Annotated in this window: 13 protein-coding genes; 2 read left to right on the forward strand and 11 right to left on the reverse strand. The window is 68.1% G+C overall.

The window, feature by feature from the left end; translation table 11 throughout:
* Positions 1-9: 9 nt before the first annotated feature.
* Together ACZYVJ_RS13865 and ACZYVJ_RS13870 are read left to right on the forward strand one after the other, a co-directional pair.
* Positions 10-618, forward strand: coding sequence for a Crp/Fnr family transcriptional regulator (locus ACZYVJ_RS13865; protein WP_463831517.1), 609 nt, complete (start codon positions 10-12; stop codon positions 616-618).
* Positions 619-702: 84 nt separating this feature from the next.
* Entirely contained in the window at positions 703-2490 is a 1788-nt protein-coding gene (locus ACZYVJ_RS13870) for an acyl-CoA dehydrogenase family protein (RefSeq protein WP_463831518.1), read from the forward strand.
* A gap of 50 nt (positions 2491-2540) precedes the next feature.
* On the opposite strand, the gene ACZYVJ_RS13875 is transcribed toward ACZYVJ_RS13870, so the two are convergent.
* The 11 genes from ACZYVJ_RS13875 to glf form a co-directional block, all read right to left on the reverse strand.
* Positions 2541-4115 (reverse strand): acyl-CoA carboxylase subunit beta, encoded by a 1575-nt coding sequence (locus ACZYVJ_RS13875; RefSeq protein WP_463832987.1) that lies wholly within the window; start codon positions 4113-4115, stop codon positions 2541-2543.
* A gap of 11 nt (positions 4116-4126) precedes the next feature.
* Positions 4127-9418 (reverse strand): polyketide synthase Pks13, encoded by a 5292-nt coding sequence (gene pks13 / locus ACZYVJ_RS13880; protein WP_463832988.1) that lies wholly within the window; start codon positions 9416-9418, stop codon positions 4127-4129.
* Between the two features lie 85 nt (positions 9419-9503).
* Positions 9504-11402, reverse strand: coding sequence for a long-chain-fatty-acid--AMP ligase FadD32 (gene fadD32, locus ACZYVJ_RS13885; RefSeq protein WP_463831520.1), 1899 nt, complete (start codon positions 11400-11402; stop codon positions 9504-9506).
* Between the two features lie 324 nt (positions 11403-11726).
* On the reverse strand, positions 11727-12737 hold the full coding sequence (gene culp6, locus ACZYVJ_RS13890) for a carboxylesterase Culp6 (protein WP_463831521.1): 1011 nt from the start codon (positions 12735-12737) through the stop codon (positions 11727-11729).
* Positions 12738-12857: 120 nt separating this feature from the next.
* Complete coding sequence (locus ACZYVJ_RS13895; RefSeq protein ID WP_463832989.1) at positions 12858-13760, reverse strand: esterase family protein; 903 nt, start codon at positions 13758-13760, stop codon at positions 12858-12860.
* 162 nt (positions 13761-13922) lie between these two features.
* A complete protein-coding gene (gene ag85A, locus ACZYVJ_RS13900) occupies positions 13923-14966 on the reverse strand; it encodes a diacylglycerol acyltransferase/mycolyltransferase Ag85A (protein WP_463831522.1) in 1044 nt (347 codons plus the stop codon).
* Between the two features lie 337 nt (positions 14967-15303).
* Positions 15304-17277: a terminal beta-(1->2)-arabinofuranosyltransferase gene (gene aftB, locus ACZYVJ_RS13905; RefSeq protein ID WP_463831524.1), complete on the reverse strand. Its 1974-nt coding sequence runs from the start codon at positions 17275-17277 to the stop codon at positions 15304-15306.
* Entirely contained in the window at positions 17264-18172 is a 909-nt protein-coding gene (locus ACZYVJ_RS13910; RefSeq protein WP_463831525.1) for a decaprenyl-phosphate phosphoribosyltransferase, read from the reverse strand. Before ACZYVJ_RS13910 ends, aftB begins: the two co-directional genes overlap by 14 nt.
* On the reverse strand, positions 18165-18701 hold the full coding sequence (locus tag ACZYVJ_RS13915; RefSeq protein ID WP_463831526.1) for a phosphatase PAP2 family protein: 537 nt from the start codon (positions 18699-18701) through the stop codon (positions 18165-18167). Before ACZYVJ_RS13915 ends, ACZYVJ_RS13910 begins: the two co-directional genes overlap by 8 nt.
* On the reverse strand, positions 18694-20580 hold the full coding sequence (locus ACZYVJ_RS13920) for a glycosyltransferase (RefSeq protein WP_463831527.1): 1887 nt from the start codon (positions 20578-20580) through the stop codon (positions 18694-18696). Before ACZYVJ_RS13920 ends, ACZYVJ_RS13915 begins: the two co-directional genes overlap by 8 nt.
* Positions 20577-21788, reverse strand: a complete 1212-nt coding sequence (gene glf, locus ACZYVJ_RS13925; RefSeq protein WP_463831528.1) for a UDP-galactopyranose mutase — start codon at positions 21786-21788, stop codon at positions 20577-20579. The genes ACZYVJ_RS13920 and glf overlap by 4 nt, the downstream gene beginning before the upstream one ends.
* Between the last annotated feature and the right edge of the window lie 57 nt (positions 21789-21845).

The following is a 21845-nucleotide window of genomic DNA, read 5'->3' on the forward strand; positions in this document are numbered from 1 at the left end:
GGGATATGCGTGACCACTGCACCCGGCCACAATGCGGACCACATTCAGGTCCACACCTCCGAATTCAAGCCTGGCCAAACGATTTTCGTTCAGGGCGACCCCGGTGATCGCGTCTATCTGCTCGTCGAAGGCACGGTGAAGATCGACTTTCACGGCCCCGGCGGCCGCAGCAGCGCCCGGGCGATCGTCGGCCCCGCGGACTTCTTCGGCGAGCTGGCGGTGTTCGACCCCGGCCCGCGCGGGTGCACTGCCACGGCGATCACCGACGTGCGCGCGATGTGGATGGACCGCGCCACGCTGCGCGCGTGGATGGCGGAACAGCCCGCGATCGCCGAGCAGCTGCTGCGTGCGCTGACCCGGCGACTGCGGTACAGCGAACGGCAACTCGTCGAGATGGTTTCCAGCGATGTCACCGCGCGTGTCGCCAGCCAGCTGCTGGTGTTGGCCAAGCGTTTCGGCACCGCCGAGGGCGACGCGATGCGGCTAGCCCACGAACTCAACCAGGACGAGCTAGCCCAACTGGTCGGCGCCGACCGGGTTTCGGTGGATCCTGTTGGACGGCAAGACCGTTGTGATCGTCAAGCCCGAAGCGCTGGCTCGCCGCGCCGACGCCGGTGACAGCTCCGGGCCGGACCCGAATCGCCGCCGGCGCCCGCTACGCGCTACTGCCTGACGATCGACTCGGCGCGTAGCGTCTGACGCATGAGCGACTACGCCGTAGAGGCGGTGGACCGGCTGCCGTTTTCCACCGACGAGAAATCGCAGCGCTACGCGACGGAGAACTACCGCGGGGCCGTGGGGCTCAATTGGTACCTCACCGACCCCACGCTGCAGTTCACCATGGCCTACTACCTCAAGCCCGAGGAACTGAAGCTGGCCGAACGCCACCTGACGCGCATCGGTGAACTGATGGGCGGCCCGGTGGCGCAGTGGGCCGAAGAGACGGATCGCAATCCCCCACAGCTGCAGCGCTACGACCGGTGGGGCCACGACATCAGCGAGGTGGTGATGCCGAGCTCCTTCGCGCAGTCCAAGCGGGCAGTCCTGGACGCCCAGCAGGCGCTGCGAACCGAGGCCCGCGAGGCGAAGATCAGCTCGTCGTTCACCATGTTCGCGTCGAATTATCTGCTCAACCAAGCCGACATCGGCATGGGCTGCGCGCTGGGCACCGGCGGCGGCATGGTCCAGTCGCTGGTGTCCGCCTACGCGCCGCCCGACGTGGCCGAGCAGGTGCTGGCCAAATTCGCCTCCGGCGAGTGGGCCGGCGAGACAGCGCAGCTGCTGACCGAACGCACCGGCGGCTCCGATCTGGGCGCGCTGGAGACCACCGCTCGGCGCGCCGGTGACGCGTGGTTGTTGAACGGCTTCAAGTGGTTTGCGTCCAACTGCGCCGGGGAGGCGTTCGTCGTCTTGGCGAAACCCGAAGGCGCACCGGACTCTTCGCGCGGTGTGGCCAACTTCCTGGTGCTGCGCACCCGCCGCGACGGCTCGCGCAACGGGGTGCGGGTGCGGCGGCTTAAGGACAAGCTGGGCACCCGCTCGGTGGCCTCGGGTGAGGTCGAATTCGTCGATGCCGAAGCCTTTTTGCTGTCCGGCGAGCCCACCGACGCCGCCGCGGGGCCGTCCGACGGCAAGGGGCTGGGACGCATGATGGAGCTGACCAACGCCGCACGCCTGGGCATCGCCTTGTTCGCGCTCGGCAACGCGCGGCGCGCCCTGGTCGAATCGCTGTGTTATGCCAGGCAACGCCGGGCGTTCGGCGGCGCGCTGATCGACAAGCCGCTGATGCGGCGCAAACTCGCGGAGATGATCGTGGACGTCGAGGCCGCGCAGGCGCTGGTGTTCGACGGCACCGGCGCCACCAACCATCGTCAGCCGCGCAGCATGCGGCAGCGGATCGCCGTGCCGGTCACCAAGCTCAGGGTGTGCCGGCTGGGGATCACCGCGGCCTCGGATGCGATCGAAATCCATGGCGGCAACGGCTATATCGAGACCTGGCCGGTGGCGCGGCTGCTGCGCGACGCGCAGGTGAACACCATCTGGGAGGGCCCGGACAACATCCTGTGCCTGGATGTGCGGCGCGGGATCGAGCAGACTCGCGCGCACGAGACGCTGCTGGCACGAATGCGCGACGCGGTGTCGGTCGCCGACGACGGCGAAACCACCCGGCTGGTCGCCGGCCGGATCGAGGATCTCGACGCGGCGATCACCGCGTGGACCAAGCTGGACAGGGAGACGGCCGAGGCAAGGCTGTTCCCGCTGGCCCAGTTCATGGGTGACGTCTATGCCGGTGCGTTGCTCATCGAGCAGGCCGCCTGGGAGCGGGCCACCCGCGGCGCTGAGCGCAAGGCGCTTGTCGCGGGGCTCCACGCGCAGCGCTATCTCGCCGATCGCGGGGCGCTGCGCGGTATCGACGCCGACTCCGATGAGGCGCTGGAGCGCTTCGACGAACTGCTCGACGGCGCGTTCAGGCCCGGGACCGGTAGCTAAGGGATGCCAGGCCCGCACCCACGGTGCGGGCCTCGACCAGAAGCGGCGGACTAGATCGGGATGAGCCCGTGCTTACGCGCCGTGCGGAACCACAGTTGCTTCTCCCGCAGCAGCTTCATAGACTTGCGCAGCAGCAGCCGTGTCTCGTGCGGGTCGATGACCGCGTCGATGAAGCCCCGCTCGGCGGCGGTCCACGGGATCGCCATGTTGAGGTTGTAGCCCTCGATGAAGTCCTTCTTGATCTGCTGCGCCTCGGGCGTGGTGGGGTCGGGAAACCGCTTCATCAGCAACTGCGCGGCGCCCTCGGCGCCGATCACCGCGATGCGCGCGGTCGGCCAGGCGAAGTTGAAGTCGGCGGTCAGCTGCCTGGACCCCATCACGGCGTAGGCGCCGCCGTAGGACTTGCGCACCGTGATGGTCACCTTCGGCACGTCGGCCTCGACGACCGAGTACAGGAACCGGCCACCGCGCTTGATGATGCCGTTCTTCTCCTGCTCGGCGCCCGGCAGGAAGCCCGGTGTGTCGACCACGAACACCAGCGGGATGTTGAACGCGTCGCAGAACCGGATGAATCGTGCCGCCTTGTCGGAAGCCTCGTTGTCGATCGACCCCGACAGGTACATGGGCTGGTTGGCGATCACGCCGACCGGATGCCCGTCGACGCGGGCGAACCCGGTGATGATGGCAGGCCCGTGCTGGGCGGCCACGTCGAGGAAGTCGCCGTCGTCAAAGATCCGCAGCAGGATCTCGTGCATGTCGTAGGCCATGTTGTCCGAGTCCGGCACGATCGAGTCGAGCTCCAGATCGGTCGGGGTCGTCTCCGGCTCCAGACCGGGGTTGACGATCGGCGGCTCACTGACGGCGCTCGACGGCAGGAACGACAGGAAGTCACGCACGTACTGGAACGCGGCTTCCTCGGAGTCCACCACCTGGTGGATGTTGCCGTTGCGGGCCTGCGCGTCGGAGCCACCGAGCTCATCGAGCGTGACGTCTTCGCCGGTGACCTCCCGGATCACGTCCGGCCCGGTGACGAAGAAGTAGCCCTGGTCGCGCACCGACACCAGCAGGTCGTCCTGGATCGGTGAATACACCGCTCCCCCCGCGCATTTGCCGAAGATGAGGGAGATCTGCGGCACCAGCCCGGACAGCGCCTCGTGGCGGCGGCCCAGCTCGGCGTACCACGCCAGCGAAGTGACGGCGTCCTGAATCCGCGCGCCGCCCGAGTCCTGGATGCCCACGATCGGGCAGCCGACCATGGCGCACCACTCCATCAGCCTGGCCACCTTGCGGCCGAACATCTCGCCCACCGTGCCCTGGAACACCGTCTGGTCGTGGGAGAACACCCCGACCGGCCGGCCGTCGATCATGGCGTGCCCGGTGACGCAGCCGTCGCCATACAGCGCGTTCGGGTCATTCGGCGTCTTGGCCAGCGCGCCGGTCTCCAGGAAGGTGCCCGGATCGACCAGCGCGTGGATGCGGGCCCGCGCGCTCGGGATGCCCTTCTTGTCGCGCTTGGCGACGGCCTTCTCACCGCCGGGCTCTTTAGCCAGTTCCAGGCGAGCATAGAGCTCGGCCAGCTTCTCGGCGGTGGTGTGCTGGATGGGAGCTGCCCCCGAAGCTGGCACGGTCTCCGTCACTACTTGCCCACCTCACTCGTCTGACTGGTTTCGGCCTCCACCTTATTCAGCACGTCGGAGAGGTGAGCACCGACCTTGCCGATGATCGGTTCGTCGATGGCCTGGATGTGCTCGCCACCGATCGGCACCACCTCGAGCTCGGCCACGTACTCGCCCCAGCCGCCGTCGGGCTTGCGGACCGCATATCGCGGCTCGAACTCGATGACGTCGTCGTGGTAGCGATCGGCCATGTACAGGGTTACGTGGCCGTCGTACGGCTCGATCTGGACGGTCTCGAGCGCCCGGTTGTCCAGGTAGGACGTCCGCTGGTGCTCGACGATGCCACCCGGGATCTGCACCCCGCTCTGCTGGACGATGTCCAGCACGAACTTGACCTGCCCCTCATCGTCGAGCACTTCGAGCTGCTCGTAGGGGATCGCGGGAATCTCGACGTTGAAGGTCCGCTCGGCGAACTTCGCATACCGGTCCCAGCGCTTGCGGGTCTCCTCCTGCGTCTGGGGGATCTCCTCGCCGGCGCGCACCGTGTCGATCATCCCGACGAAGCGCACGTCTTCACCCGCGCGCTTCAACCCGATCGCGCAGGCGTACGCCAGCGCGCCGCCGAGCGACCACCCGGCCAGGATGAACGGCTTGCCCGCGTTCATCTCCAACAGCTTCGGCACGTACTGGGCGGCGCGTTCCTGAACGGTGCCCTCGACGCGCTCGAACCCGTACATCGGCGTGTCCGCGGGCAACCGGTTCAGCAGCGGCTCGTAGACCACGGTCGAACCGCCGGCGGGATGGAACACGAACACCGCGGGTTTCGAGCTGCCCTCGGGGCGCGCCCGCAGGGTGCGGACGAAATCGTCGATCAGCCCGGCCTCCAGGTACTGGCGCACCTTCTCGGCGAGCGCCTCGATGGTGTCCGACGTCAATACGTCCTCGGCGGTGATCGCGCCCTCGGCGCGCTCCGAAAGCCGCTGCGCCATCTTGGCCGCGGTGTCCTCGTCGAGCTTGGGCAGCGGGTTGAAGATGCCGCCAGGGGACTTGCCCGTGACGATCGCCCAGGTGGCGAAGGTGACCCGCTCGGCGGCATCACGTGGCGGCACATCGGAATTCAGCGCTTTGGACACCGCCTCCTGGCTGAGCGCCCCCGCGAGATCCGGCTTCGCACCATTGGTCGCCGTGCCCTTCGGGCCGGACGGATCCGTCGGCGGCGGTGGGATAGTCGCGTCCGGCGCCGGCGGGGCCGGCTGAGTCTCGGGCTCGGCCTGCGGGTCCGGTGCGGGTGCGGCGGCCGACGCCGGCGTTGCCCCGCTGAGCAACTGGGCCTGCTCTTTGGCGATCTCCTCGGGCGTCAGCGTCTTCTGGTGCTCGTGCAGCTGCTCGACCTCGTCGCGGTGCTCGATCGCGTACTCGATCAGCTTCTCGATGGCGTAGAGGTTGGCGTCGCGCACGGCCGTCAATTGGATTGGCGGCAGGTTGAAGTCGTATTCCACGCGGTTCTTGATCCGCACCGCCATCAGCGAGTCCAGGCCGAGCTCGATCAGCGGCACCTCCCACGGCAGGTCCTCGGGCTCGTAACCCATTGCCGCCGAGACGATCAGGCCCAGCCGCTCGCCGACGGTCTCGCCGGAATCCGGTGTCCACCGGCCCACGCTGGACGGCAGGTAGCGGTTGGTCAGGCTGTCCGACAGCGTCTCGGCGTCGGGCTCCTCGGCCGGCACCCCGGACGCAGAAGACGCCTCGACCGGGGCGGTCGCGGTCGGCGCCGCGATGGCCGCACCGGCACCCACCGCCGTCGGCAACGCGGCCACGCTCTGACCGGCCCGCGACACCAGCGCGTCGTAGACCAGCGTGAAGGACTCGTCGATGCGGGCGTGCACCTGCACCGCGGCACCACCCGGGTGCCGGGTCATCGTCGTCACCAGCCGGGCGCCCGCGCCGGGCACCGCGCGCTGCTCGGATGCCACCATCTGCGCATCCGAAAGCACCTGTGTTGCAGCGGATCTCACCAGCGCTGCCAGATCCGTCTCGCCGTTGCGCGGTGCGTACTCCCAGACGTGGCGCCCGTCCGGCAACGCGACGTGGGTCCCCGGCATGATCACCGAGCCGTCGCCGGAGAAGTGCACGTCCAGCCAGTGCTCTTTGCGCTTGAACCGGGTCGGCGGGATGTTCGCGTAGTCCTGGGGGCCCTGCGCGCGGCTGAACAGCGTGCGGATGTCCAGGTCGTGGCCGTGGACGTAGAGCTGGGCCATTGCCGAGATCATCGACTCGACGTCGTCCTGCTTGCGGGCCAGCGTCGGAATCAGTTGGGCGTCATGCAGACCCGCGGCGGCGGTGGTCAGGCCGATCTGCATCAGCGCCACCGGGTTGGGCGCGAGCTCCAGGAAGGTGGTGTGGCCGCTGTCGACGGCGTTGCGCACGCCGTGGGTGAAGTACACCGAGTGCCGCATTCCCTTGACCCAGTAGTCGACATCGTGCACCGGTTCACCGCCGGGCTTGATGTAAGTGCCCTCGTGCACCGTCGAGAAGATCCCGACCTTCGGGCTCAGCGGGTGAATCCCCTGCAGCTCGGCGGAGAACTCACCGAGCAGCGGGTCCATCTGCGACGTGTGCCCGGCGCCCTTGGTCTGCAGCTTGCGGGCGAAGCGGCCCTCGGCCTCGCAGCGGGCCACGATCGCGTCGATCTGCTCGGGCGGACCGCCGATCACGGTCTGACTGGGTGCGGCGTAGACGCACACCTCCAGGCCGGGGAAGTCGCCGAACACCGTCTTGAGCTCGTCGGCGGAGTACTCGACCAAAGCCATCAGCCGGATGTACTCGCCGAACAGCATCGCCTCGCCCTCGCCCATCAGGTGCGAGCGCGACGCGATCACGCGGGCCGCATCCGCCAGCGACAGGCCGCCGGCGAAGTACGCCGACGCGGGCTCGCCAAGCGACTGGCCAACCACCGCAGCGGGTTTGGCCCCGTGGTGCTTGAGCAACTCGCCCAGCGCGATCTGAATCGCGAAGATGACGACGTTGCTGGTCTCGATGCCGTAGTCCTGCGAGTCGTCCAGGATCAGCTCGAGCACCGAGTAGCCGCGCTCGTCCTGGATCAGCGCGTCGACCTTCTCGATCCACTCGGCGAAGACCTCGTTGCGCAGGTACAGGCTCTTGCCCATCTTGCGGTGCTGCGCACCGAAACCGGCCATCGCCCAGACCGGGCCGCTGGTCACCGGCCCGTCGGTGCTGAACACGCCTGCCCGCTGCTTGCCCTCGGCGATCGCCCGCAGGCCCTTGATGGCCTCTTCGTGGTCGTGGGCCAGCACCACCGCGCGCGAGCGGCCGTGGTTGCGCCGCGACAGCGACCGGCCGATCGATTCCAGCGACGAGGCCTGCCCCTCGGGGCTTTCCATCCAGTCCGCGAGCTCGGCGGCGGCGGACTTCTTGCGCGACGTCAAAAACGCCGACACCGCGAGCGGGATCAGCGGCTTGGTCGGCTCTGACTCCTCTTGTGCGGCAAGCTCTTCCAGCGCGATCTCTTTGAGGCGCAGCGCCTCGTCGGTGATGCCGGGAAGCTCGTACTCCGGCTCCTCGGCCTCGGAGGCGTCGGGGATGATGTTGCCGAAGTCGTCGAACCGCAGCGAGTGGCTTTCCAAGGTGGGCGCCTCGGCCGGTTCCTCGCCCGCATCCGCAGGCGCAATGACTTGAGCCTGCGGCTCGGCTTCGCGCTCGATCACGTCGCGGGGCAGCACCTCGCGCACCACCAGGTGCGCGTTGGCCCCACCGAAGCCGAAGCTGGACACCCCGGCCAGCGCGTAGCCCCCGTAGCGCGGCCAATCACTGGCGCTGTCAACGACTTTCAAGTGCATGCCGTCGAAGTCGATGTAGGGGCTGGGGCCGGCGAAGTTGATCGACGGCGGCAGCTTGTCGTGCTGCAACGCCAGCACCACCTTGGCCAGGCTCGCCGCGCCGGCGGCCGACTCCAGGTGTCCCACATTGGTTTTCACCGCACCCAGCAGCGCCGGGCGGTCGGCGGGGCGACCCCGCCCGACGATGCGGCCCAGCGCCTCGGCCTCGATCGGATCACCCAGGACGGTGCCGGTGCCGTGCGCCTCGACGTAGTCGACGGTGCGCGGATCGATGCCGGCGTCCTTGTAGGCCCGGCGCAGCACCTCGGCCTGGGCGTCCTGGTTGGGGGCGATCAGGCCGTTGGACCGGCCGTCGTGGTTGACCGCGCTGCCGGCGATGACGGCCAGGATCTGGTCGCCGTCGCGGCGGGCGTCGTCGACCCGCTTGAGCACGAACATGCCGCCACCCTCGGAGCGGGTGTAGCCGTCGGCGTCCGACGAGAACGACTTGATCCGGCCGTCGGGAGAAAGCACCTGACCGATCTCGTCGAAACCGAGCGTCACCAGCGGCGTGAGCAGCGCGTTGACGCCGCCGGCGAGCGCGACGTCGCATTCACCGTTGCGCAGCGCCTGCACCGCCTGGTGCGTCGCCACCAGCGAGCTCGAGCAGGCGGTGTCCAGCGCCACCGACGGACCGCGGAAGTCGTAGAAGTAGGACACCCGGTTGGCGATGATCGAACTGGCCGTCCCGGTGATCGCGTAGGGGTGCGCGACGGTCGGGTCGGACACCGCCAGGAATTGATAGTCGTTGTTGGAGAAGCCGACGTACACGCCGACCGCTTCGCCGCGCAGGCTCGACGCCGGGATCCGGGCGTGCTCGAGCGCCTCCCAGGTGAGCTCCAGCGCCATCCGCTGCTGCGGGTCGATGTTGTCGGCCTCGGTCTTGGCGACCGCGAAGAACTCCGAGTCGAAGCCCTTGATGTCCTTCAGGTAGCCGCCCCGGGTGCGGGCGGTGCTGACGCGCTGGGCGATGCGCGGCTCCTCGAGGAATTCCGACCAGCGGCCCTCGGGCAGGTCGGTGATCGCGTCGCGGCCCTCCATCAGCGCCGCCCACGTCTCGTCCGGGGAGTTCATGTCGCCGGGCAACCGGGTGGCCAGGCCCACGATCGCGATGTCGACGCGCTCGGCCGGGCCGGTGCGAGTCCAGTCGGCGCCGTCCAGCTCGTCGTCGGACACCTCGGGCTCACCCTCGATGATGCGGGTGGCCAGCGACTCGATGGTCGGGTGCTGGAAGGCGACCGCGACCGACAGGGTGACACCGGTCATGTCCTCGATGTCGGCGGCCATCGCCACGGCGTCGCGCGACGCCAGACCCAGCTCGACCATCGGCACCGACTCGTCGATGTCGTCGGGTGATTTCCCGACGGCCCGGCCGACCCAGTTGCGCAGCCACTGGCGCATCTCGGGGACGGTCATGTCGCTCTTCTTGGCGGGCACCTCCCCGTCAGGGCCCGGGGTGTGGTTTTCGGGGTGCTCAGTGTCAGCCATGGTCCTCAGGGATTCAGTCAGTGGAGCTGGCGAAGGCCGTCGGGGAACCGACGCCGCTTCGCAGACTGCCGTCGAGATAGGCCGCGCGGCAGGCGCGGTGCCCGATCTTTCCGCTGGAGGTACGCGGGATCGTTCCCGACTGCACCAGCAGCAGGTCGCGGACCGTGACGCCGTGGCGCACGGCGATCGCGGCCCGGATGTCGTCGGCGATCGGCTGGTAGTCCAGCTTGTGCGAGCCGGCGGCGCGCTCGGCGACGATCACCAGCTGCTCGGAGCCGTCGTCGGGGTCGTACTTGATGCCGGCGTGCGGGTTGTCGAACACTTCCTTCGGCAGCTGGTTGGCCGGCACCGAGAAGGCGGCCACGTAACCGGTGCGCAGCGCCTTGCTGGCTTCCTGCGCCGAGTACTCGAGGTCCTGCGGGTAGTGGTTGCGGCCGTCGATGATGACCAGGTCCTTGATCCGGCCCGCGATGTAGAGGTGACCGTTGTGGTAGGTGCCGTAGTCGCCGGTCTTGACCCACATGCCGTCGTCGGGGGCACCCTCGGCGTGGGACTGGCTGATCCGCGACTTGAGGATGTTGCGGAAGACGTCGTTGGTCTCCTCTTCCTTGCCCCAGTAGCCGATGCCCAGGTTGTTACCGTGCAGCCAGATCTCGCCGATCTGACCGTCGGGCAGCTCGCTGGCGGTCTCCGGGTCGACGATGACGGCCCACTCGTCCACGCCGATGATGCCGGCGGAAACCTGCGGAACGGCCTTCAGCGAATCGGCGGGCACCTCGACGAAGCGCTGCTTGTTCAGCTCGTCACGGTCGACGTGGATGACGGTGGGAGCCTGGTCCATCGGCGTGGTCGAGACGAACAGCGTCGCCTCGGCCAGTCCGTAGGACGGCTTGATCGCGGTCTCGCGCAGACCGTAGGGCGAGAACGCGTCGTAGAACTTGCGCATCGACGCCGGGGACACCGGCTCGCTGCCGTTCAGGATCGCCTTGACGTTGCTCAGGTCCAGCGGCGGCTCGCCGTCCTTGGGCACCCCGCGCACGGCGGCGTGCTCGAACGCGAAGTTCGGCGCGACGGTGATGACCTCGCAGTCCGGGGCGTCCTCGGGCTTGCGCGCCATCTCGCGGATCCACCGGCCGGGCCGGCGGACGAAGGCGGCCGGGGTCATGAAGGTGAAGTTGTGACCGATCACCGGCGACAGCAGCGCGGTGATCAGCCCCATGTCGTGGAAGAACGGCAGCCAGGACAGGCCGCGGTCGGCCTCCTTGCCTTCCAGGCCGTTGAGGACCTGCAGCACATTGGTGGGCAGGTTCAGGTGGGTGATCGCCACGCCCGTCGGGGTGCGGGTGGAGCCGGAGGTGTACTGCAGGTAGGCGATGGTGTTCTCGTCGGCCTCCGGCGGCTCCCAGGTCGATGCGACCTCGTTGGGCACCGCGTCGACGGCGATGACGCGGGGGCGCTCCTTGGCCGACCGGGCGCGGATGAACTTGCGGACGCCCTCGGCGGCCTCGGTGGTGGTCAGGATCGTCGACGGGGTGCAGTCGTCGAGCACGGCGTGCAGGCGGCCGACGTGGCCCGGCTCGCTCGGGTCGAACAGCGGCACCGCGATCCGGCCGGCGTACAGCGCGCCGAAGAGCGCGACGAGGTAGTTCAGGTTCTGCGGGCAGAGCACGGCGATGCGGTCCTCGGGCTGCGTCACCTGCTGCAGCCGGGCGCCCACAGCGCGGTTGCGGGCGCTGAACTCCGACCAGGAGATGTCACAGGCGACGCCGTCGCGCTCGGTGGAGAAGTCCAGGAACCGATAGGCGAGCTTGTCGCCACGAACCTTCGCCCACTTCTCAACGTGCTTGACCAAGTTCGTGTTGTCCGGGAACTTGATCTTTCCATTCACGATGAACGGGTTGTGGTACACCATGCCGCTCTCCTGTCGCACCTGTTTTCGGTCGGCTCCGCCGACGCCTTGTTCTAGGTCGGCTCCGCCGACGGCTTCGTTCTTCAAGCCGGCTCGGCCGACGGTTACATGTCTACGCGCACGCCGGACCTCGCACCGCACCCGCTCGGGGAAGCCGGTGATGTGCCAGCCCCAGCCGGCATCGACCCCGACCGGGTGTGCGAAAAAGGTCCGATAGCTCTTAAATTCCTCTTAATGTTACGGGGCTGCCTACGGCAGACCAAATCACAAGGTACCGCTGATCGCCATCGGCAACCGCCACCTGACGCTTGTGTCCCACCGACCCGGTCATCCGTGTTTCGGTTGTGGCGCATCTGCGATCAGACCGTGAGCCCAGTTGAGCGTCCAGTCGGTCGCGGGTGCCCCGTCGATGCTCCAGCACTGCGTCGTGGCGTACAGCGCGTGCACCGGCTGACCCGCGCCGCCGGCCAACGTGTTCAGCGTGGCCGGCAGGTTGGCGATGCTGAACGCCTCCTCCGGAGCGGCGCAGATCAGGTCGCCCGGCGCGCAGATCTCATTGGTCTTGCCGTTGAGGTCGCCGAAGCCGCCGGGGCGCGGGCCGGTCATGGTCAGACCCATCCCGGACAGGATGGGCACCTCGTGCAACGTGACCTCGGCGCCCTGCCCCGGTGGGTTGGGTCCGACGTCGTTACCGACCCCCATCTGGCGACGACCGTCGGCGATCAAAGTCACACCCAGCACCAAGTCGTCGTCGACGGGTCCGCGGCCGTTGCCGATATCGCTGGCGATGTCGCCCACGATCACCGCGCCCTGCGAGAAGCCCATCAGCACGTAACTGGTCAGCGGGCACTTGGTGTTCATGTCGGTCATCGCCTGCACCGTCGCGCGGGTGCCCTCCGCCCGGCTGGCGTTGTAGGACATCTGCGTGTCGCCGCTCAGCGGATTGTGGAACTGCGCGGTGTACGGGGTGGTGTACGACTGCACCCGCGACGACGGGAACTGTTGGGTGAGGGTCGCGGTCACCTTGTGCAGCAGCGCGTTGGGGAATTGGAGGGGATTGGCGGGGTCGTCTTGCACGGCCGACTCCCAGGTCCCGGGAACGTTGACCAGCAACACGTCCGGGCACGACGCGTCCTGAGAGGCGGGTCGCGGCTTGTGCGGGTGTGTGGCCGTCGACGACGGGGGCAGCACCCCGGGCGGCACCGCGCTGGGCTCCGACTGGTGGCCGCGCAGCAAGGTCACCGCGGCCAGGATGGCCAGGAACACGACGACGGCGACCGACAGTGCGGCGATCCACGCGAGGGTGCGTTGGCGCTTACGCCGCGCGCTTGTAGCCATGTTCTCCTGCCAGCAGAGTCGGTGGATCGCAGCTACGCGGTCCTCCCGACCCCTGCTGCACCCCCTACACGGTACCGGCTCGGCCGAGCGGGCTAACCGGGCAGCGCAGCCGGCCCGCCGCTAGCGGATGGCGCCGACGATGTCGCCCGACATCGCCCCGAGCTGCCCCGACCACGAACCCCAGCCGTTGTCGCCGCCGCCGGGGAAGTCGAAGTGGCCGTTGTGTCCGCCGTTGCTGCGGTACTGCTGATAGAACTCCCGCGAACTGCCCATCGCCGCGCCGGCCTGCCCGATCATCGCGGCGTCGTCGCCGCCCATGTTCGTCGGGCTGTAGACCCAGACGCGGGTGTTGTTCTGCGCCAGCAGCGAGGCGTGCACGTACGGGTCGTGCCACTTCCACCGGCCCAGCTGCGGGGCTCCCCACATGCCGTTGCCGTCGACGCCGCCGAACTGCTGCAGGCCGGCCAGGATCGCGCCGTTGTAGCTGGTACTCGACGGGTAGAGGAACCCGGACAGCGATCCGGCGAAGCCGAAGCGGTCGGGGTGGAAGGCGGCCAGCGCCATCGCGCCGTAGCCACCCTGTGAGGCACCCACGGCGGCGTGGCCGCCGGGCGCCAGGCCCTTGTTGGCGGCCAGCCAGTCGGGCAGCTCGCTGGACAGGAAGGTGTCCCACTGCTTGCTGCCGTCCTGCTCCCAGTTGGTGTACATGCTCCACGCGCCGCCGGCCGGGGCCACCACCGAGACGCCCTTGCCGCCGAGCGTGTTCATCGCGTTACCGGCGGTGACCCAGTTGCTCACGTCCGGGGCCGCGTTGAAGGCGTCGAGCAGGTAGACCGCGTGCGGACCACCGGCCATGAAGGCCACCGGGATGTCGCGGCCCATCGCCGCCGACGGAACCATCAGGCTTTCGTAGCCCGCCGCCCTGGCTTTGCCGACGGTTGCGGCGGTCTGCAGCGCGAAGGCCAACCCGACGGCCAGCACGGCTACGCAGAACACCCGGAAAAGCGCCGACATACCCCGCACGACCGTCATGTCCACCCTCCATCGTGTAGTCGCTGAAAGCACATTAGCCAGGGCCCTAGTTCCCCCGCGCGCCGGGTAGTGAAACACGTCACACAGGCCGCAAACGACTAGCGGCGGAAACCCCGAAGGGTTCCCGCCGCTGGTCTTACTGCTTGGCGTGTTTTAGGTGCCCTGGCCGTTACCGGCGTTGGTGGCGGGGGCCGTGGCCGGACCCGCACCCGGGGTGGCGCCCAGCGTCGACTGCAGGTCAGGCAGCATGGCGTGCACCTGCGCGCCCCAGTAGGGCCAGTCGTGAGTGCCGTTGGCGTCGAAGTTCCAGACCGCGTTGTGGCCACCGGCCCCGTTGTAGGCGTCCTGGAACTTCAGGTTGCTGGTCCGCACGAAGCCCTCGAGGAACTTCGCCGGCAGGTTGTCCCCACCCAGGTCGGAGGGCTTGCCGTTACCGCAGTACACCCAGATGCGGGTGTTGTTGCCGACCAGCTTGCCGACCTGAAGCGACGGGTCGTTGCGGGCCCACGCCGGGTCCTCCTTCGGACCCCACATGTCGGCCGTCTTGTAGCCACCGGCGTCACCCATGGCGAGACCGATCAGCGACGGGCCCATGCCCTGCGACGGGTCCAGCAGCGCCGACAGCGAGCCGGCGTAAACGAACTGCTGCGGGTGGTAGGCGGCAAGGATCAGCGCCGACGAACCAGCCATCGACAGGCCGACCACGGCGCTCCCGGTCGGCTTCACCTGCTTCTGCGACGAGAGATACTCGGGCAGCTCGCTGGTCAGGAAGGTCTCCCACTTGTAGGTGACGCAGCCGGCCTTACCGCAGGCGGGCTTGTACCAGTCGGAGTAGAAGCTGGACTGGCCACCGACGGGCAGGACCGTCGAGATGCCCGACTGGTTGTACCACTCGAACACCGGGGTGTTGATGTCCCAGCCGTTGAAGTCGTCCTGTGCGCGCATACCGTCGAGCAGGTACAACGCAGGCGAGTTGGCGCCACCGCTCTGGAACTGAACCTTGATGTCGCGGCCCATTGCGGCGGACGGAACCTGCAGGTACTCCACCGGCAGACCCGGGCGCGAGAAGGCCCCGGCGGTCGCCGAGCCTCCGACGGCGCCAATCAGGCCCGAGAGCAGCGCCGCACCAGCGGCCGCCACAACGAGCCGGCGCGGCATACCCGCCACGGCGCCGCGCAATCTGTCGACAAGCGTCATCCTTGCTTCCTCATCCTTCTTGTAGCCCTCGGCGCATTTCACCGACCAGCCACTTTCTTGATTGGGTCGAACTGCCTGCGCGCAGGCGCGGCAGTGCTCGTGTAGTCAACCACACGTTGTGCCATTCGGTCGCATCGAGGCACGGTGGCCAACAGGCGAGCGACCCTCCTACCCAGCGCATTTCAATTCAAACATGTGTCTAAAAGGCGCCGTTTTCAGGTGTGCCTGCCGGTCATTGCAAGCTGGTGAGAGGCCAAATGTGATGTTGCTGCCATTTTTTCGTGACCCACGCGCTGTGATTTGTTCGGCATTTGCCGAAATTTCTTCTGCGCGACGCTTACTCGCGCGGTGGGGGCGGTGCCTCCGGGGGCATCGGCAGCCCACACCGGGCCAGCTCGTAGCGCGGCACCCGGTCGATCCGGTACCCAGTGAACTGGAAGGAATTCACCAGGTTGGACAAAAATCGGTGCGGGGTCATCGGCGCGCGCACCGAGCTGAGCACCGCCTTCGTCTCGGGGCATTGCAGCGCCGCGACGGCCTCCGCGACCCACTGCGCATCGAGATAGCCGGGTATTCCGGGGGGCACCTTCACCCAGGGGCCGTCGGCGATCACCCAGTCCGGAAAGAGGTTCTTGTCGTGCCCGATGCGGCCGTGTTTGAGCCGTTCGGTGTGTTGCGCAAGCGGATTCGCCAAACCGATCTGATCGATCACCCGGACATCGAGCCCGACGTTCATGCCGACCATGCCGAGGTTGGTGAAAAACACTGCATGCTGGGGTTTTTGCGCGGCCTTGTCCCCCGGCGCCGGCTGGGCCTGCGGCACCAGGTCCCACTGGATGTAATTGCCCGACGGCAGCAGCAGCGCGCCTCCGGGGGTGTTGTTGAGGGCGGTCAGGATGGCCGCCATCCGCGGGTAGCCCAGGTAGTCCGCGGCGGTCAGCGGATGCGCGTTGCCGGTGGCCTGGGAGTAGAAGCGGCGTTCGTCGACGATTCCGGAGTAGGTGACGTGGGTGGCGTCGTCGCCCATCCCGGCTGAATTCGCCGCCCAGAGTGCCCACCCTGCCAACCCCAGCCACAACGCCCCGGCCGCGCCGGCGACCCAGTTACCCGTCTCCCGCGAATAGTCCTGGCCGTCGGGGATGGCGATCGGGATGACGGCGACCGGAGCCAGCAGGCAGAACAGCGGGGCCAGCAGCACCCGGGCGTGCATGAAGTCGCCGCCTTGCCGCACCCAGTAGAGCGCCTGCAACAGCCCGCTGATCAGCACCCACGCCACCACCGCCGGCGGGCTGTGCACGGCGCGGGCCACCCGCCCGTAGTTGGGCGCCAGCGCGGGGCGCAGGAACGACGGCCGGCGGCGGGCCACGAACAGCAGCACTCCCAGCGGCACCAGGAGCACCAGCGGGATCCACACCGCATACGGCCCGTCGAAGTTGGAGAGGTAGATCATGCCCTGGGACCACTTGTCCCCGGCCGCGTCCTTGGCCAGGGCGGTGCCCGGTACCAGCAGGCCGTAGTAGCCCATCCGGAAGATCTCGTAGGCGACCGGCAGGAGACCCCCGGCCACCACGATCAGCACCCGACGACGCCAGGTGCGGGCCGCGACCAGCATCATGATCAGCGCCAGCCCGCCCATGAGCGCCAGCTCCGGCCGGACTAGCACACTGAACCCGGCGACGAACGCCAGCAGGCCGGCGAACACATTGTTATCGGTGCGGTTGCGCACCGGCTGCGCCCAGCAGACCATCATCCACCACAGCAGCCCGAGATAGGCCAGCGCCAACCCGCTTTCCAGCCCGGAGGTGGCGAAGTCCCGTGCCGGCGGCAGCGCGATGTAGATCAGGGCGCCGGCGGGCAACATGATGGCCCTGCGGCCTCGCAAGCTCGGGGCGTACAGCCGCGCGGCGCCCAGCATCAGTAGCGCCACCCCCACCACCGAGAGCACCAGCGCGAGCGCGAGCGCCACGTACTCCATGCGCAGGGGGCCGCCGACCCAGCTGCCGACATACATCAGGTAGGTCCAGGCCGTGGAGGTGTTGGCCTCCACCCGTTCGCCCTGGTTGAACACCGGTCCGTTGCCGGCGAGCAGGTTGCGCACGGTGCGCAGCACGATCAGCCCGTCGTCGGCGATCCACCGCCGCTGCCAACTCCCCCAGCCGAACAGGATGGCGACCAACGCCACGCTGATCCAGAGGCTGACCCGCACCATCGTGGTGTACGGAAACACCGGCCAGCCGGGCCGCCTGATCATCGGCCGGCTGCGCATCATGCGCGCTTTGAGAGCCTGCAGTTCGGGGCTAACCGAAGGCAACGGCGGCTCCGATTGTCGCGATCCACGCCAGGAACAGCAGCTGCAGCACCCGGTCCCGCAGCGCGATGTCTTCGGGTTCGCCGGCCAGCCCGCCGTCCACGTCGACCGCGTAGCGCAGGATCGCGATGGTGAACGGCACCAGCGACACCGCGTACCACGACCCCGAGTGGTGGTCGCGCTCGAACGCCCACAGGCCGTAGCAAATCACCACCGCCGTCGCCGACATCGTCCAGACGAAACGCAGATATGTGCTGGTGTAGCTCTCGAGCGATTTGCGGATCTTGGCGCCGGTGCGCTCGGCGACCTGCAGCTCGGCGTAGCGCTTGCCCGCCACCATGAACAGCGACGCGAACGCGGCCGACAACAGGAACCACTGGGACAGCGGGATTTCGGTGGCCACACCGCCGGCGATGGCGCGCAGCAGATACGCCGACGACACGATGCAGATGTCAAGCACCGCTTGGTGTTTGAGGCCGAAGCAGTACGCCAGCTGCATGGCGAGGTAGATGGCAATCACCAGCGCCAGGTTCGGCGTCACCACCCACGCGATGCCCAGCGATGCCGCACCCAGCAGCACCGCCAGGAAGTAGGCCAGCCACTCGGGCACCACGCCCGCCGCGATCGGGCGGAACCTCTTGGTGGGGTGTTCGCGATCGGCCTCGACGTCGCGGACATCGTTGACCAGATACACCGACGAGGCCGCCAGGCTGAACACCACGAACGCCAAACCCACCTGGGTGAGCATCTGCGCGTAGTCATACCGAATGCCGCTGCCCAGCCCGGCCACCGGCGCGGCCAGCACCAGTACATTCTTCACCCACTGCCGGGGCCGGATCGCCTTGACCACCCCTGTGATCAGGTTGCCCGGCGGCCGGGTCACGACGTCCTCACTCATCCAGCCACACCTCTCGTGCACGGCGCGCGATCGCCGCGACGACGGCACCCAGGGCGATGCCGAACGCCACATCGCTGGGGTAGTGCACGCCCAGCAGCATCCGCGACAACGCCATCGGGGGCACCAGGACCGCGGGTAGCGGCAGACCCGTGGTCCGGCCCATCAGAATCGCCGCGGCGGTGGTCGAAGTGGCATGTGCCGACGGGAAACTCAGTTGGCTGGGGGTGCCGACGTTGACCGCGACGGCGGGATCATGCGGCCGCTCGCGGCGCACGATCCGCTTGACGATGACGGCCGTGGCGTGTGCGGCGAACGCCCCGGCCCCGGCCACCAGCCAGTCCCAGCGCCGCTTCGGGGACAGCACCGCTCCGAGCGTGGCGACGGCCACCCAGCCGATGCTGTGCTCGCCGAAGTGCGACAGCGCGCGCGCCACCGGCAGCGCCCCAGGGCGATCACTCAGCGCCGCCTGGACGGCGACCAGCGCGGCCACCTCGCCGCGGGGCGCCTCTGCAGCGGCGGCCTCATGCATGTTCTGCAGCGGGCAGCAACGCCGTCTCCCACTTCTGCTTGCTGGACAACACGGGCAGCGCGTCGCGATACACCCGGCGCATCTCGTCGAACCGGCTGAGCAGCCGGCGCTGACGGCGCACCGATGCGAACAACAGCGAGAACATCTTTCGCCGATCCCGCTGCCGGTAGACCACGCCGCAACCGTCGGCCGTGGTGACCGTCACGCCGTCGACAGTGCACAGCCGGAACCAGCGCGCATCCTGGGTCGGCACGTTGAACTCGGGCCGGGTGTGGGATTCGGTGTCGGCCTTGGTCATGTTGTGCAGGATGCCGCGGGCCAGCCGGTAGCTGATCGACACCGGGTTCACCGGCGGCTTCATCGCCTTGGTCTTGTTCCGTGGCGCCGGCAGCTCGCTGGCCGCCGGCAGCACGACGGCGTCCGGGTATTCCTTGCGCAGCCGATGCACTTCCGGCAGACCGGATTCCAGGATCGAGAAGATGTGCTCCGGCCCGGCGAGGAAGTCGTCGATGGCCCGGTTCTGAATCGCGACCGTCGAATACTCAAGGCAGGCAAGGTGTTTCAGTGTCGCCTTGAGGTGGCTGCGGACCAGGCCGGTGATGTCGCCGTCCCAGTGCAGTGCTGCCACCACCAACCGGTTGCGCAGGTGGAAGTACGCCTGCCAGTCGATGGCGTCGTCCTTGTCGCTCCAGGCCATGTGCCAGATCGCGGCGCCGGGCAGTGTGACCGTCGGATAGCCGTGCTCGCCGGCGCGCAGGCCGTATTCGGCGTCGTCCCATTTGATGAACAGCGGCAGCGGTTGGCCCAGTTCCTCGGCGACCTGCCGCGGGATCATGCACGTCCACCAGCCGTTGAAGTCGACGTCGATGCGCCGGTGCAGCAGTGCGCTGCGATCGCTCTTGTCGTTCAACGGAAACTCGGCGAAGTTGTGGTCGTACTCGGCGTGCGGCGCGGCGGTCCACATGAAGTTCGCCTGGTTGACGACCTCGCCCATGATGTGCAGGTGCGACGGCTCCTGCAGGTTGAGCATCTGCCCGCCGATGAGCGTCGGCTTCTTGGCGAAGCGGTTGAGCGCGAGCACCCGCAGGATCGTGTCCGGCTCGATGCGGATGTCGTCGTCCATGAACAGGATCTGTTGGCAGTCGGTGTTTTTCAGCGCTTCGTACATCACCCGGCTGTAGCCACCGGAGCCACCGAGGTTGGGCTGGTCGTGGATGGACAGCCGGCTGCCCAATCCCGCGGCCGCAGCCGCGAAGTCCGGGTGGTCGCGCACCTTGCGCACGCCCTGGTCCGGCACGATGACCGCACCGATCACCTTGTCCACCAACGGATCCGCGGTGAGGTCGGCGAGCGCGTTGACGCAGTCGGCGGGGCGGTTGAACGTGGGGATGCCGACGGCGATGTTGGCCGTGCCCGGCGCGGGCTCGGTGGCGTACCAGCCGCCGCTGATGAGGTTGACCGCGGTGTCGGTGGTGATGTCGAACCAGATCCAGCCGCCGTCCTCGAACGGCTTGAGCGGTACCTCGATCTCGACGACGGCCGGCTGCTCGTCGGTGCCGACGAATTGGCGGCCCTCCACCGAGATTCGCACCCCGGTGGCCTTGGTCCGGTACACGTCGACGCGCCCGGTTCCGGTCAGCTCGACCCGCAGCGCCACCGACTGACAGATGGACCAGCGGCGCCAGTAGCTGGCCGGGAAGGCGTTGAAGTAGGTCGCGAACGACACCTCGGACTCTTTGCCGATCTCCAGCGACGTGCGGCTGGTGGCGTGGGCACGCCGGGCGTTGGTCGTCGACTCCTCGAGATACAGCTTGCGCACGTCGAGCGGCTCGCCGGGACGCGGCAGGATGATCCGGGACAGCAGGCTCACGGCAGTCACTTACGCGCGCCTTCCTCTTTGTTCTGGGCTTCTGACAGGGATGCGCCGTCCCGCAGGTGCGGCGCGAGCACGTTGTCGTACATGTTCAGGGCGCTGGCGATGGCCATGTGCATATCCAGGTATTGGTAGGTACCCAGCCGGCCGCCGAACAGTACCTTCGACGACGCGGTCTCGGACTTCGCCCTGGCTCGATAGGCGGCCAGCAGGGCGCGGTCGGCTTCCGTGTTGATCGGATAGTAGGGCTCGTCGTCGTCCTCGGCGAAGCGCGAGTACTCCCGCATGATCACGGTCTTGTCGGCGGGATAGTCGCGCTCGGTGTGGAAGTGACGGAACTCGTGGATGCGGGTGTAGGGCACGTCGGGGTCGTTGTAGTTCATCACCGGAGTGCCCTGAAAGTCCCCGATGGGCAGCACTTCCAGCTCGAAATCGAGGGTGCGCCAGCCCAGCCGGCCCTCGGCGTAGTCGAAGTAGCGGTCGAGCGGCCCGGTGTAGACGACGGGCGCGTCGGGGCTGCCCGCCCGCAGTTGGTCGCGCACGTCGAACCAGTCCGTGTCCAGCCTGACCTCGATGCGATCGTCGGCGGCCATGTTGCGCAGCCAGGCGGTGTAGCCGTCGACGGGCAGGCCCTCGTAGGTGTCGCTGAAGTAGCGGTTGTCGAAGGTGTAGCGCACCGGCAGCCGGGTGATGTTGGCGGCCGGCAGTTCCTTGGGGTCGGTCTGCCACTGCTTGGCCGTGTATCCCTTGACGAAGGCCTCGTAGAGCGGCCGCCCTATCAGCGAGATCGCCTTCTCCTCGAGGTTCTGCGCGTCGGCCGTGTCGATCTCGGCGGCCTGCTCGGCGATGAGCTTGCGGGCTTCGTCCGGGGTGAAGTACTTGCCGAAGAACTGCGACACCAGGCCCAGGCCCATCGGGAACTGGTAGGCCTGCCCGTTGTGCATGGCGAAGACGCGGTGCCGGTAGTCGGTGAAGTCGGTGAACTGCCGCACGTAGTCCCAGACCCTCTTGTTGGAGGTGTGGAACAGGTGGGCACCGTACTTGTGCACCTCGATGCCGGTGTGCGGCTCGGCTTCTGAGTAGGCGTTGCCACCGATGTGCGGTCGGCGGTCCACGACGAGGACGCGCTTCCCGAGCTGGGTAGCCACGCGCTCGGCAATGGTCAGTCCGAAGAATCCAGAGCCGACGACGAAAAGATCGAAACGAGCGGTCATCGGTTGCTTAGGGTATCCGACCGCGTGGCCCTAACCCATTTGGCGAGGCCATGCAGC

This window comes from Mycobacterium sp. IDUB_3, from assembly GCF_055419585.1.